Genomic DNA, 14,649 nt, shown 5'->3' on the forward strand with positions numbered 1-14,649 from the left:
GTAAGCCCCATTGCGCACCGATTTTTGTTGTGTTTCTCGTGGCTTAACCGCAACAGTAAGATCATTCGGCCATTTATAATTGCACTGAATCCTGAACGGCAGGCAAAGGCTCGGATTCGGCCAAGATAATAGGCTCGTCTACATTCGGGCTTATTTTCGTTTCCATCCGCGAAGCCATCAAAATCGCCAGCATTGCAGCAATTTTATCGCGCATTTCACGCCTATCGATAATCATGTCGATAGCGCCGTGCTCTTGCAGAAACTCGCTACGTTGAAAACCTTCCGGCAATTTTTCTCGAACGGTTTGCTCGATGACGCGAGGCCCTGCAAAACCGATTAAGGCATTCGGCTCGGCGACATTAATATCGCCAAGCATCGCCAAACTTGCGGAAACACCGCCCATCGTCGGGTCGGTCATACAAGAAATAAACGGCAATCCCGCTTCCGACAACCGTGTCAAGGCCGCGCTGGTTTTCGCCATTTGAAACAATGAAAACAACGATTCCTGCATGCGAGCGCCGCCGCTGGCGGTAAAAACAATGAACGGCGCACCGATTTCGAGGCTCTGATTCACGCCTCGCACGAAACGCTCACCGACCACCGACCCCATCGAACCGCCCATAAAACTGAAATCGAACGCAGCGGCTACGATATCTTTATTCTTTAGCTTACCCTTAATCACTACGAGCGCATCGCTTTCCTTGGTCTGTTTTTGCGCTTGGCTTATACGGTCTTTATAGCGTTTGGAATCCCTGAATCTAAGCGGGTCGGTCGGTTTGATATGTTGACCGATTTCATCTTGATCCTGCTCATCGAGAAATAATTCCAACCGTACTCTTGCCGATATCCGCATGTGATGATTGCATTTAGGGCACACACTGGAATTTCGTTCCAATTCGTTGTTATAGAGAATCGCGTTGCAACTCGGACACTTGGTCCATAAGCCCTCGGGCACAGCGCCTTTTTTCTTGTTAGTCCCGTCTGTTCTGATTGTTGAGGGGACCAGTTTTTCAAACCAACTCATATTTTAAACTCCGAATTCGCTCATGTGATCGACGACTTATTCATCCATTGCAGCGCGCATGGCTTTAAGTAAATCGACTATTTCGGAACAGGCCTGCTCCGGATTATCCAAATTCGCTTCGATTTTACTGATTAAGGCACTACCGACAACGACACCATCACCTAAATGAGCCACTGTCTTTGCCGTCTCGGCATCCTTGACACCGAAGCCGATACCGATCGGCAATTGAGTATTCGCACGGATTAACTTCAGCCTTTCCTCGACATCGGCGGTGTTCAAGTGCCCGGCACCGGTCACACCTTTGAGTGAAACGTAGTAAATATAGCCACTGCCCGCCGCATCCATTTTACGAATGCGTTCTTCATTACTATTGGGCGCCAACAAAAAAACCGGATCGATACTGCGTTCTTTCAGCAGCGAAACACAGAAACCGGCCTCCTCAGGCGGCAAATCAACCGTCAGCACACCATCGATTTCGACGCGTTGCGCCGCATTGGCAAAATCTTCGTAACCCATTGCCTCGATCGGATTTAAATACCCCATCAACACGACCGGCGTTTGGTCATCCTTTCTTCTGAATTCGGCGACTATATTGAGTACTTTTCTTAAACTCATTTTATGCGCCAAGGCGCGTTCACTGGCTTTCTGAATGACCGGTCCGTCCGCCATCGGATCGGAAAACGGTACGCCAAGCTCAATAATATCAACGCCCGCTTCCACCATCGCATGCATCATCGGCACGGTAAAATTCGGATGCGGATCACCGGCCGTCAAAAATGGAATTAAAGCCTTACGGCCTGATTTGGAAAGCTCTTCGAATTTTGCGGCTAAACGGCTCACAGTTCTATTCCCTCGCGTTGCGCCAAGGTCATGATATCTTTATCGCCACGACCGGAAAGATTGATAATAATAATGCTGTCTTTGGGCATGGTCGGCGCCAGCTTTGTCGTATAGGCAATCGCATGACTCGATTCCAGCGCAGGGATAATGCCTTCCATTTCGGTTAAATCATGGAAACCCTTCAAGGCTTCATCATCGGTTATGTTGACATATTCGGCGCGCCCGCTGTCTTTCAACCAAGCATGCTCGGGTCCGACGCCGGGATAATCCAAGCCCGCCGAGATTGAATGCGTTTCGATGATTTCACCATCATCATCCTCGATCAAATAAGTCCGATTGCCGTGTAAAACTCCCGGACGTCCCGCACAAAGCGGAGCAGAATGACGTCCTGTTTCGACGCCGTCTCCGGCCGCTTCGACGCCGTACATTTTGACCGACGCATCGTCGATAAAAGGATAAAACAAACCGATCGCGTTCGACCCGCCCCCGACACAAGCGACCAGCGCATCGGGCAACCGCCCGGTCATGGTCAAACATTGTTCTTTGGCTTCACGGCCGATCACGGTTTGAAAATCGCGCACCATCGCAGGATAAGGATGAGGCCCTGCTACCGTTCCAATGATGTAGAATGTATTGTCGACATTGGTAACCCAATCACGGAGCGCTTCGTTTAACGCGTCTTTCAGAGTCTTCGAACCCGATTCGACCGCAACGACTTTTGCGCCAAGCAGTTTCATTCGGTAAACATTCAAGGACTGTCGCGCGACATCGACCGCCCCCATATAAACAACGCACTCGAGTCCCAATCTGGCAGCAACCGTAGCCGTAGCTACACCATGTTGACCCGCGCCGGTTTCAGCGATGATCCGGGTTTTTCCCATGCGCTTAGCCAATAACGCCTGTCCGATCGTATTATTAACTTTATGTGCGCCGGTATGATTGAGGTCTTCTCGTTTCAAATAAAGCTGTGCACCGCCTAAATGCCGACTCCAGCGTTCGGCATGGTAAAGCGGTGAAGGGCGCCCGACATAATGCTGTAAATCGGCATCCAGTTCGGTTAAAAATTCAGGATCCTGCATATAGCGCAGATAAGCCTCTTCTAACTCTTGAATAGGCCCCATTAATGTTTCGGCAACGAATTTTCCGCCATAAGGACCGAAATGTCCGCGCTCGTCCGGCAAGTTATAATGCTGTGTCATGTTACTAACTTCTATTACCCTTGTTAATTATTCTTACGAATGCCGCCATTTTACCGGCATCCTTAATACCTTTTTCCGATTCCACGCCGCTGCTGACATCCAATGCGTAAGGGCCGACCGATTCCATTGCCTGCCTGACATTGCCGGGTTCCAAACCGCCGGCCAAAATAATCGGTTTCGGGCAAGATTGCGGAATCAAATCCCAATCGAAACGGTTTCCAGAACCGCCTTTCACTCCCGGATGATAGGCATCGAGTAACAAACCGGCGGCTCCGGAATACCGTTTAGCCAAATCAGCTATATCAACATCCTGTCGCATCCTAATTGCCTTGATATAAGGTTTATTGTACAGCTCGCAAGCATCTGGCGCCTCATCGCCGTGAAATTGCAAACAGTCGATCGGCACTCGACTCAACACTTCACGAATACGCGCCTCTTGCTCGTCGACGAACAAACCGACAACACTGGTAAAGGGCGGTAAAGCTTCGGCAATCGCAAGAGCTTGATCGATATCAATATTTCTCGGACTAGACGGATAAAAAACCAACCCGATCGCATCTACGCCTAGATGCGCCGCACGGACTGCGTCATTAACCCGGGTAAAGCCGCAAATTTTAACGCGAGTACGCATAAAGAGATAAGGGATTTAATAAAAAATTTAGCCGAATAGAATAACATAAAACAAAAGCTCTAAGCTAAGGCTAAAATGGCCTCATCAATTCCCAGTTTGAGAAATTTCTCCGTGTTCAGGGTGCGGGGCCGAATTTTGATCTAAGGTGGTTAATACAACGACTAATGAGTATGATTTGATTCGGAGTGCTCGTGATTGTCAGGATGTAGATGATTATCACTCGGGTGATGGCTCTGAGATGAATCAGAGTGAGGGGGCTCACCACCCGAATCATGTCTATGCTCATTGACTTGCGGTTGCCCGTGCTCATGCACACTGGCTTCTTGAGGATCGATTGCCCCTTCGACTGCAACGCCGTAACGATAGACCATCAATCCGCCCAAATCGGCGCCCAAAACGACCAACACAGACAAACCCGCCGACAGCAATAGAAAAAAACCGTTTGCAGCACCTTTAAGCGAACTACCGGCCAACAGACGCCAAACCGATAACAACGCCGACAAACTCAACACCGTAATACCAATTTGCTCATGCCTTTCCATGATGTCATGAACATTACCGCCGTGCGCAACCGTTTCGCCGGCTTGCAAACCGGTATAAACAGTCACTGCTGCGCCAATCGTCCCAAAATAAAGCATCGCCGAAGCGGCACTGCGCCAAACCGGGTTACGAATCAAAGTCCCTAATAAGTCGAGAATAAAAAAACCGATTAATAAAGCGATTGGAAAATGTACTAGCAAAGGATGAATATTATCCAGTTCTGCGATTCCCGGAAATATGCTCGCAAATATGTCTGAAGGCTCTTGAGCCGCCAGACTTTCCAGAAATCCCAAAAAATGCCCGACTGACTCGGCTACCCCGCCGCCATGATCGGCGCCGCCATGAATTTGAAAAGAAAAAAAGTGATTCACATCAATTACGCTATGTTAGGTTTCGAATAAACACAATGTACTCGAAATCGTCGGAATTGCAAACTGCTAGAAAGCGATAAAGCAGACTTGTAAGACTTCATCCTACCGAGTTTTGAAATCGGCCTGGTTTCGCCGTATATTAACGGCCTGTTTCCTAAAGCGACATTTCATCAATGGACACCATCAGCATTCGCGGCGCGCGCACCCACAATTTAAAAAACATCGACCTGGATTTACCCCGCGATTCCTTGATTGTCATTACCGGCCTCTCCGGTTCCGGCAAATCCTCACTGGCTTTCGACACGATTTATGCCGAAGGCCAACGGCGTTATGTCGAGTCGCTATCTGCCTACGCCCGGCAATTCCTGTCGATGATGGAAAAACCGGATGTCGATCATATTGAAGGACTGTCCCCGGCGATTTCGATCGAACAAAAATCAACCTCGCATAATCCACGATCGACAGTCGGCACAATTACCGAAATCTATGATTACTTGCGTTTGCTGTATGCGCGTGCAGGCACGCCTCGTTGCCCTGACCATAACGTTTCATTAGCCGCACAAACCGTCAGCCAGATGGTAGATAGCGTGCTCGAACAACCGGAAGGCGGGCGCTGGATGTTATTGGCACCCGTCATCAGCCAGCGCAAAGGGGAATACCTGCAACTGTTCGAGGACTTACGCGCGCAAGGCTTTATCAGAGCACGTATTGACGGCACCGTATACGATCTCGACGAAACGCCGGTGCTCGAACCCAAGAAAAAACACACGATCGAAGTGATCGTCGATCGATTCAAAATTCGTGACGACATCGCATTGCGCCTTTCCGAGTCATTCGAAACGGCACTTCGCATCGCAGACGGTATTGCGCTGGCCGTTTCCATGGACGACAACACGACCTTATTATTTTCCGAACGCTACGCCTGCCCCCACTGCGGATACAGCATCAGCGAATTGGAACCGCGCATTTTTTCGTTCAACAACCCGAAAGGCGCTTGCCCAACTTGCGATGGACTTGGCGTCCGCCAACACTTCGATCCGGCACTGGTGGTGCATAATCCCAACATTAGCCTAGCCGGCGGGGCGATTCGAGGCTGGGATCGGCGCAACGCTTATTATTATCAAATCATCTGCTCGCTGGCCGAACACTTCGGTTTCGATCCGGAAATCCCTTATCAGGAACTACCTGACAACATCAAAAAAGTATTATTGTTCGGCAGCGGCGACGAAGCGATCGATTTCAAATTACTTGGCGGTCCGCGCGCCGGCCAAACCAAACGCTACAGCTTTGAAGGCATCATCGCGAACATGGATCGCCGTTACCATGAAACCGACTCTCCGATGGTCCGTGAGGAACTGGCCAAATATCTATCGCAAAAAACCTGTCCCGACTGCGGCGGAGCGCGCCTAAACAAGGCCGCCCGCCATGTTTTCGTCAACGAACGTCCCTTGCACGAACTTACCCGTTTTCCGATACGCAAATCTTTACAGTTTTTCGAAGAATTGGACTTACCTGGAAAACAGGGCGAAGTGGCTGCAAAAATCATCAAGGAAATCGTCGAACGACAAGAGTTCTTGGTCAATGTCGGGCTGGACTATCTGACCCTCGATCGTAGCGCCGATACGTTGTCCGGCGGCGAAGCGCAACGTATCCGACTGGCAAGTCAAATCGGCGCGGGCTTAGTCGGCGTGATGTATGTGCTCGACGAACCGTCAATCGGCCTGCATCAGCGCGATAACGATCGCTTGTTGAATACCCTGTTCCGGCTCAGGGATCTGGGTAATACCGTAATCGTCGTAGAACACGACGAAGATGCGATTCGCTCGGCCGATCATATCGTCGATATCGGCCCCGGCGCCGGTATTCACGGCGGTAGAATCGTCGCACAGGGTTCGCCGCAAGACATCATCGACTCACCCGACTCGTTGACCGGCCAGTACTTGTCGGGAAAACAAATGATTTCGATTCCGGAAAGCACGACGCCGGTCGACCCGGAAAAGCGCATCGTGATCCGCAACGCTCAAGGCAATAACCTGAAAAACGTCGATATTGCTCTACCGGTCGGTCTACTCACTTGTATTACCGGCGTATCCGGCTCAGGTAAGTCGACGCTCATCAACGATACGCTTTACCGTTATGCTGCGCGCGCAATCAACCGAGCCGGCGCCCTACCAGCACCTTGCGATGAAATCGAAGGCATTGAATATTTCGATAAAGTCATCGATATTAATCAAAGCCCGATCGGCCGAACGCCCCGCTCGAATCCGGCTACTTATACCGGAATTTTTACGCCCATCCGGGAATTATTCGCGGCAACGCCCGAAGCTCGTTCACGCGGCTACGCGCCGGGACGCTTCAGCTTCAACGTCAAAGGTGGACGTTGCGAGGCCTGCAAAGGCGATGGAGTCATCAAAGTCGAAATGCATTTCTTGCCGGATATTTTCGTACATTGCGACGTCTGCGGCGGTAAACGTTATAACCGTGAAACGCTGGAAATTCGCTACAAAGGCAAAGCAATTAACGAAGTTTTGGACATGACCGTAGAGGACGCCACGCAATTTTTCAGTGCCGTCCCGGTGTTATCCAAAAAACTCCATACTTTGACAGAAGTGGGATTGAATTACATCACGCTCGGACAAAATGCCGTCACGCTTTCCGGCGGCGAGGCGCAACGCGTCAAGCTCGCTAAGGAATTGTCGAAACGCGATACCGGAAAGACGCTCTATATTCTCGACGAGCCCACAACCGGCCTGCATTTCCACGATATCAAACAATTATTGCGCGTATTACATACACTACGCGATCACGGCAATACCGTGATTGTCATCGAGCATAACCTGGACGTGATCAAAACGGCGGATTGGATTATTGATATGGGGCCGGAAGGCGGCGACGGAGGCGGCACACTGGTCGCTGAAGGCACACCGCAACAATTGAGTAAAAACAACGCCTCGCATACCGGGCATTATTTAAAACGATTTTTTAGCTGATTTGGCGAATTGACTCGAATTTTTAAGCACGGCTCAATTTTTATACAGCAATTCCCAGTTTGAGCATTCTCACTGGATCTAGGGTGTGGGGTATCCCTGTCGAGGAACGCCATGAACCCATTCATGGGGGCTTGACGGCAGCGCCCTGCCGCCGACGCCTGCGGGTCGAGCAACCGCACCCTCTTCGCAGCCAGCAGCGTTTCGCATATCGAAAAATTAGATAATGAATGCAAAACTGCGAACTTTCACAGTAAACATTCCCGCTAACCTCTTGGGTGAACGAAAGCTCTATACAAACGCTCAACAAGTTATTGAATTAAATCTTATTCTTCATAATCTTCATGGTGAAATGCCTTTTCAAAGTTCACGGCAAATATCACGAAATAAGGATTGAAAACAAAAAAGGCCGGAAGATTGCTCTTTCCGGCCTTGTTTACATTGCAAAAGCGTTATACTTTTTCAGATTCGGCTAGCGCGTTGAACGCATCGATTTTAGCTTTGCCGGTGTTGACCAATTCGACTCCGGTATCGATGACCATTTTCACAAGCCCAGGAATTCGATAGACTCTCAAACCTAAATAAGCCACTATAGGAATCGCAATAAAAGCCGCAATAACTCCGTTTAAACCGAACAAGGTCATCAACTTGATCAATAACACGGCGGCATCCAGCGGCAATAAAACCATCGCTCCAAAATAAATCAATACCATGAATGTAAACAGAACGAATACGACGAACTGGAGAAGTCTAACTAATGCGACATTAATATTTTTCATTGTAATTTTAATTTCCCGACAATACTAAGAAGCCTCGAAGGCCGCAACATGTTCGGCCCTTTAATCGTGAAAGGGCAAGCCTTTAAAAGGCGCTTATTATACAGAAATGCGATCCAATTTCATTTTTTATTGCTCAGGCTCGTTACGCAGGAAAAACCGATATAAAACCGCCCCTGCAATAAAACCACCTAAATGCGCCCACCAAGCCACATCAACCATCACGCCATCAAACATCACCGAAGTCGTGGCTTTTTGCAATTGAAGAATGATCCAAAACCCCAAAAAAGCTATCGCCGGCACATGAAAAACCAATGGAAAAAATAAGATCGGTATAAAAACAATGACGCGCTCAAACGGATATAGAAAAAAATAAGCCCCCAATACACCGGCGATGGCTCCCGATGCGCCAACGACCGGTATCGTTAAATAAGGGTCGAAATAAAACTGCAAGGCCTGAGCCGATAATCCGCAAATCACATAAAAAACCAAAAAGCGCCCCCTGCCCATCAGGTCTTCGACATTATCGGCAAAAATCCACATGAACAACATGTTAGTGACTAAATGCAACCAACCTCCATGCAAAAAAAGACTGGTCAAAAACGATAAATAATAATCGGGGGGCAAACCGAAATGAGCCGCCCAAGCGGGGCTTGCATAACGCAACGGCACCATACCGAATAGATAAGTCAAACGGTGTTTCAATTGATCGGGAATAATTTCCATCGCGATAAAGATCACGATACATAAAACCATTAAACTCCAAGAAACAATCGGCCTTGAATAACACGGAGCGGTATCTCTAATTGGAATCATGATCTTTCCGTTTATAGACAGCTTTTCTAAAATTTAAAAAAATATCGGCCATGCCGAGAAAAGCCATGCCGACGATCGCATATTGCGGCATAACAAACAATAATAAATACGGCGGCAGTAAATAATTTTTGCTGCGCTCGGAAACGTCAACCGTACAATGTAAAACCGCCATACCATGGAAGAAAAACGGCATCGTAAAAACCAATAACAAATCATAAAGTAAGGCTTCGCTTAATAGCGCTGTCACGATCAACACAACACCCAAAACGCCCAATGCATAAATAGGATATCTAACTCGGTAAAATTCCTCGGCGAATCCTCCAGGGTTGTATAAAGCCGCCTGCATCCAACGTCCGATCAACAACGATGAAGTCACTGCGAAACCGAACATCATCGCCACCAATCCATTCATCAACCGTAAAGTACCATCGGCCTCGAAACCTTGATAAGTAGCGCCTTTAACGCCTTCAACAGCCCCTTCCAACCAAATAGCCCACCATTGCGCGGCATCGCCTGATACGACCTGTATCGAAACCGCCAAGAGGGCCGCAAACACCGCCGCGACCATTATCGCCAAACTTTGCGATTGGGTAACACGCAATACTTTCGCCGAAGCCGCCAACGGCACCAACAAAAACAAAACCACCGGAGTCTCGAGGCCCGGTCTGCTTTCGACAAAAAGACTACTAACATAAACAACCAAAGCCGTTCCGATCAAAACAATCAACCAGTAGCTATCCGAACGCGACAATACGCATAATGCGATGATGCCGCAACAAAATAGCGCCAACGGCAAAACAAATTGAGATAAAGCACCCAACACGCAAGCAGCGGCCAAGGCCTGATACGGTCCCTGCATTACAAAATTCGCTAAAGCCCTCATAAATAACAATCCTCCTTAAAACCCAATCTTAAAGATAAAACCGGCGCATTAAATTTTATATTCCGTGCCCGGCGACTTTGCTGCTTAGCATATCAGCATGCTGAAAAAGATAAAATCAATGGCTATGTTCGCGTTAATAGTTGATACCTATTTGAACTCAAAGTCCGCAGAAACCAAAGGATATAGCTCTAAATAACTTGCTTTTTTCAATATTAAGCGAATTGTTGAAAGGAGGGTACGGTTGCTCGATTGGCAGATGTCTGCGCCAGGGCAGATTTTTGCTCCTGCAAAATCTGCATTCACGCCATCCATGGCGTTTGCAAATTTTTGCTCCTCGGCAATTGCTGAGTTACAGGGATGTAATGAATGCAGAAAATGCAGGAGCATTTTTCTGCCCTGCATCGCCTAAAGCGCCTACTGTTGGTGCCCTAATACACGCCATCCTTGGCAATCAGTCGCCGCCGTCAAGCCTACATGGAGGTATTTACGGCGTCCTGTCAAGCGAGTAATCGTACCCTCTTCCACGCTCAGAGTATTGGAAAGTAATCATTGACTATTTCCTAAATGGTTTATTTATACCTTTCGCACTTCAAATTTCGGCAGTGCCCGAGGAGGCGCCGGGGTGTCCGACAAAGGCTTTGCCAGCATGGAGCTGGCATAGAGCCTACATGGACGTATTCACGGCGTCCTTTGACGGACACCCCGGCGCCGAATTTTTATCTACGATGGGTATACTCCCTTTATACTCAAAAATTAGCTAACTTTATGAAGGTATAGGGTGTGGCTAGCGAGGATGTCGGCAGCAGGGAGCGCTGCCGTCAAGCCCCCATGGACGGGTTCACGGCGTTCCTCGATAGACACATTTCATACCTTTTATTCTTAGGCGGTTTTTCAATCAAAAGGGAATAGTAGGAAAGAGAACCGTTTCAACTGCTAACGCGAACATAGCCAAATCAATGACGCTTCATACAGATCTCAACGACACTAAGAACTTTTATTCGTAGTTGCTTATATTTTAAACAAAACGTAACATTGTCGGATTTATCTTTACGGCGCTTCTGCTAAATTGGAAAACTGCCGGCTCAGCCAACTCATTCAAGGTTTTATGGAAACACAACCGGGACCAACGCCCTCTTTAACATTCGGCCAATTCGAGCTTGATTCACGCATCCAACAAGCCACGGAAGCCATGGGTTTCGATCGCCCAACCGAAGTACAGGCTGCCGTCATACCTTTGGCCACCGAATCCAAAGATCTTTGGGTTTGTGCAAAAACCGGAAGCGGTAAAACCGCAGCCTTTCTAATACCCGCTTTACAGTATCTGCTGCAAAATTGCCCCGCAGACAACGCGGCAAAAGTCTTGATACTCGCGCCTACAAGGGAACTGGCCAAACAAACATATAAACAATGCCGACAGTTGGCCGAATTCACTCCGATCAAGTCCGGCATGATTATCGGCGGCGAAGACTTCAAGAAACAATCCGCTTTATTTGCGAAAAGTACCGCCATCATCATCGCAACTCCAGGACGCCTAATCGAAGTCATCGAGGAAGGCTCCGCCGATTTCAGCCGACTCGACCTACTCATTCTCGATGAAGCCGACCGTATGCTCGACATGGGCTTCAAAAACGATTTACTGAAAATCGCAAGCGTTTGCAAGCCGGAACGCCAAACCCTGTTATTTTCCGCGACACTTAATCCGACGATCAAAGGTATTGCTCTCACACTTCTTAAAGAGCCGGAAAAAGTCTATCTCGATGGCATACACGCAGAACATGAAGATATCGAACAGCAAATGTTGCTGGCCGACGATTTCGAACATAAGAAAAAATTATTGATCTGGCTGCTAAGCCACGAAACATATGAAAAAGCCTTGGTCTTCACCAACACCAAAGTCCATACCGATCAATTGCGCGGTCCATTGAGAGGGCAAAAACTGCGCGTAGGCTCGCTGCATGGCGACATGGACCAAAGCGAACGCAACAAAACCATGGGGTTTTTCCGAGATGGAACCATCGATATACTGGTCGCAACTGACGTTGCCGCGCGCGGTCTCGATATCGAAGGTGTGGACCTGGTCATTAATTTCGACTTAGCCCGTAACGGTAATGACTATCTGCACAGAATCGGCCGTACCGGACGAGCCGGTCGACCGGGACTTGCAATCGCATTGATCAACTCTACCGAATGGAACGTCTTGGCGGGTATCGAACGCTATCTACAACAGCGACTGACCCGGCGCACGATCAAGGAGTTGGAAGGTCGCTATAAAGGACCTAAAAAGCTCAAAGCCTCGGGAAAAGCGGCCAGTAGTAAAAACAAAAAAGCGGAACCGAAGAAGAAAGCGTCCAAAATCAAAGATCGCCATCGTGACCGCAAAAAAATCGGTAAAAGACGCAAGCCAAGCGAACTGGAAAACAACGGTTAATCTCAAACTTTCAAGCGTTCGACAACTCGTCCATTCTGCAAATGTTCCTCGATAATCTCATCGATATCGGCTTGATTTTCATAACGATACCAAATGGCATCGGGATAGACGACCATTACCGGCCCTTCCTTGCAACGATCCAGACAACCGGCATTGTTGATGCGACATTTGCCGGGCCCGCTCATTTTTAGCTTTTTCAATTGCGCTTTCGCATAATCTCGAAAACACTGCGCGTCATGATCTTGGCAGCAGGCCGCTCCATTCTCGCGCTGATTGGTACAGAAAAAAACATGGTGTTTAAAGTAACTCATCGCAGTATTTTAAAATTTCGTAAGATTTCTATTTCTGGTTCCCACGATCCTCCGTGGGAACCCATACTTTGGCTTCCGAGGCAAAATCGACATGCGTTCCCACGCTGAAACCGTGGGAACGAGGAATATTTGGCAAATAATTACTTCAATCGCCATCTGCAGAGCCGTCATCGACAAAATCCCGACTATCGACATCTTGAGAATCGGACCTAGTTTCAGGGTCTAATTCTTGGATGGCGCCATCAGCGCCTATCAATACTGAACTTGCCAAGCCCCGAAATATACCGTGCTCGATAACGCCCGGCATGGCGTTAAGCGCATCGTCGAGATCAACGGTATCAATCGTGGCATCGAATACGGTATCGAGTACCAAGCTTCCGTAAGACGTCACCACCAATCCGTCACCGTTTGCAGTACGTCGTAATGCCGGCCTGCCGCCTAGTTTTACCAAACTTTCTTTAACCATTCGCCAGGCAAACGGCATTACCTCGATTGGAATTGGAAATCGTTCGCCGATACGCCCAACCAACTTGCTTTTATCGATCAGAACGACGAATCGGTCGGCCGCCTTCGCCAACAATTTTTCTCGCACCAAATCATAGCCCCGTCCTTTAAGCAGCGTCTTATCGAGGGTGACTTCATCGGCGCCATCGACATAGAGATCGATTCGCTCGGTTTGTTCGATCGACTGCAGAGGCAAACCCAATTCACGAGCCTTAATCGCGCTGACAACCGAACTGGCGATCACGATCACTTTTAAACCTTGATCTTTATGGAGGCGAGACAACTCTTTAATAAAACAGTCTGCCGTGGAACCGGTCCCGAGCCCGACCCGCATCCCGTCTTTAACAAGCTTTGCGGCATGGACTGCCACCAATTCTTTATCATTCATTGCGACTCCCAGAAGTAATCCATTCGTCAATTAAGTTTCTATATATACCTTTCGCACTTCAAATTTCGGCATTGTCGGAGGAGGCCTTGGGGTGCTCGGTAAAGGCTTTGCCAGCATGGAGCTGGCATAGAGCCATGGATGTATTTACCCAGCACCTAAATTTCATAACCCAATGGCCATGGTTAATTGTCTTGGATAATTCATCCAGCACCTAAATAAGCCATGATTTTAAATCATTGCCAAAGACCTATGGAATTTAGGTGCTGGATTTAGGTACTGAGTTTACGGCGTCCTTTGACGGGCACCCCAAGGCCGAATTTTCATCTACGATGGATAGTAAGTGAAGTAGCGATAACAACAAACTATTGACTACCCACCATCAACTTATAAGCCACCCCTCCGATAACTACCAGTGCAACCAAAGCCCAGCCCAGACGATCCATATATTCGCGTAGTTTCGCTTCGAGTTTTTCGCCACCTGCCGCGATTAGCAACGACACCAAAAAAAACCTCGCGCCGCGCCCGACTGTCGATGCTAGCACGAACGGTAAAAACACCATACTCATCACGCCAGCCGCTATCGTGAATACTTTGTAAGGTATCGGCGAAAAACCGGCCATCAAGACTGCCCAGAACCCCCAATTAGTAAACCATTGCCGGGCCAATAGAAAGCCCTCCCAATAATGCGTGGTTTTTAACCAAGGCTCAAGCTGGTCGAACATAAAAAAACCGATCGCATAACCAAAAATGCCTCCCAAGACCGAAAATACCGTGGTCCATAGCGCAAATTGGAAAGCGTGTTGAGGACGGCCGAGTGCCATCGGCGCCAACATGACATCGGGCGGAATCGGAAAAAAAGACGATTCTGCAAAGCTCAAAGCACAAAGATACTTCAAGGCATGCCGATGCCGGGACCACGATAGTGTCTTATCGTATAGCGCTTGAAACATG

General features: G+C 48.5%; 14 protein-coding genes. 2 read left to right on the forward strand and 12 right to left on the reverse strand.

What is annotated here, in order from left to right:
• Positions 1-73: 73 nt before the first annotated feature.
• From accD to ACINK7_RS11930, 5 genes are all read right to left on the reverse strand, one after another.
• On the reverse strand, positions 74-1,024 hold the full coding sequence (gene accD / locus ACINK7_RS11910) for an acetyl-CoA carboxylase, carboxyltransferase subunit beta (protein ID WP_404355391.1): 951 nt from the start codon (positions 1,022-1,024) through the stop codon (positions 74-76).
• A gap of 36 nt (positions 1,025-1,060) precedes the next feature.
• Positions 1,061-1,864, reverse strand: a complete 804-nt coding sequence (gene trpA, locus ACINK7_RS11915; protein ID WP_404355393.1) for a tryptophan synthase subunit alpha — start codon at positions 1,862-1,864, stop codon at positions 1,061-1,063.
• Complete coding sequence (trpB, locus tag ACINK7_RS11920) at positions 1,861-3,063, reverse strand: tryptophan synthase subunit beta (RefSeq protein ID WP_014147965.1); 1,203 nt, start codon at positions 3,061-3,063, stop codon at positions 1,861-1,863. The genes trpA and trpB overlap by 4 nt, the downstream gene beginning before the upstream one ends.
• Positions 3,064-3,067: 4 nt before the next feature.
• Entirely contained in the window at positions 3,068-3,694 is a 627-nt protein-coding gene (locus ACINK7_RS11925; protein WP_404355395.1) for a phosphoribosylanthranilate isomerase, read from the reverse strand.
• Between the two features lie 161 nt (positions 3,695-3,855).
• Entirely contained in the window at positions 3,856-4,605 is a 750-nt protein-coding gene (locus tag ACINK7_RS11930; protein ID WP_404355397.1) for a DUF2231 domain-containing protein, read from the reverse strand.
• A 173-nt stretch (positions 4,606-4,778) separates the two neighbouring features.
• Between ACINK7_RS11930 and uvrA the strand changes: the two genes are divergently transcribed.
• On the forward strand, positions 4,779-7,595 hold the full coding sequence (gene uvrA, locus ACINK7_RS11935) for an excinuclease ABC subunit UvrA (protein WP_404355398.1): 2,817 nt from the start codon (positions 4,779-4,781) through the stop codon (positions 7,593-7,595).
• 449 nt (positions 7,596-8,044) lie between these two features.
• Here uvrA and ACINK7_RS11940 read toward each other — a convergent pair whose 3' ends face one another.
• The 4 genes from ACINK7_RS11940 to ACINK7_RS11955 all read right to left on the reverse strand — a co-directional run bounded on the left by ACINK7_RS11940 (position 8,045) and on the right by ACINK7_RS11955 (position 10,469).
• Positions 8,045-8,371, reverse strand: a complete 327-nt coding sequence (locus ACINK7_RS11940; RefSeq protein ID WP_404355400.1) for a hypothetical protein — start codon at positions 8,369-8,371, stop codon at positions 8,045-8,047.
• A gap of 126 nt (positions 8,372-8,497) precedes the next feature.
• Positions 8,498-9,184 (reverse strand): rhomboid family intramembrane serine protease, encoded by a 687-nt coding sequence (locus ACINK7_RS11945; protein WP_404355402.1) that lies wholly within the window; start codon positions 9,182-9,184, stop codon positions 8,498-8,500.
• A complete protein-coding gene (locus ACINK7_RS11950; RefSeq protein WP_404355404.1) occupies positions 9,171-10,067 on the reverse strand; it encodes a hypothetical protein in 897 nt (298 codons plus the stop codon). Before ACINK7_RS11950 ends, ACINK7_RS11945 begins: the two co-directional genes overlap by 14 nt.
• A 147-nt stretch (positions 10,068-10,214) precedes the next feature.
• Entirely contained in the window at positions 10,215-10,469 is a 255-nt protein-coding gene (locus ACINK7_RS11955) for a hypothetical protein (protein WP_404355405.1), read from the reverse strand.
• A gap of 703 nt (positions 10,470-11,172) precedes the next feature.
• Between ACINK7_RS11955 and ACINK7_RS11960 the strand changes: the two genes are divergently transcribed.
• Positions 11,173-12,495, forward strand: a complete 1,323-nt coding sequence (locus ACINK7_RS11960; protein WP_404355407.1) for a DEAD/DEAH box helicase — start codon at positions 11,173-11,175, stop codon at positions 12,493-12,495.
• A 2-nt stretch (positions 12,496-12,497) separates the two neighbouring features.
• On the opposite strand, the gene ACINK7_RS11965 is transcribed toward ACINK7_RS11960, so the two are convergent.
• The 3 genes from ACINK7_RS11965 to ACINK7_RS11975 form a co-directional block, all read right to left on the reverse strand.
• Positions 12,498-12,806 carry a (2Fe-2S) ferredoxin domain-containing protein gene (locus ACINK7_RS11965; RefSeq protein WP_404355409.1) on the reverse strand — a complete coding sequence of 103 codons (309 nt, stop codon included), beginning with the start codon at positions 12,804-12,806 and terminating at the stop codon, positions 12,498-12,500.
• A 145-nt stretch (positions 12,807-12,951) separates the two neighbouring features.
• Positions 12,952-13,698: a ribose-5-phosphate isomerase RpiA gene (gene rpiA / locus ACINK7_RS11970; RefSeq protein ID WP_404355411.1), complete on the reverse strand. Its 747-nt coding sequence runs from the start codon at positions 13,696-13,698 to the stop codon at positions 12,952-12,954.
• Positions 13,699-14,060: 362 nt separating this feature from the next.
• A complete protein-coding gene (locus tag ACINK7_RS11975; RefSeq protein ID WP_404355412.1) occupies positions 14,061-14,648 on the reverse strand; it encodes a YqaA family protein in 588 nt (195 codons plus the stop codon).
• Position 14,649 lies beyond the last annotated feature (1 nt).

The organism is Methylotuvimicrobium sp. KM1, from assembly GCF_044788715.1.
In the GTDB taxonomy this organism is placed as follows: Bacteria; Pseudomonadota; Gammaproteobacteria; order Methylococcales; family Methylomonadaceae; genus Methylotuvimicrobium.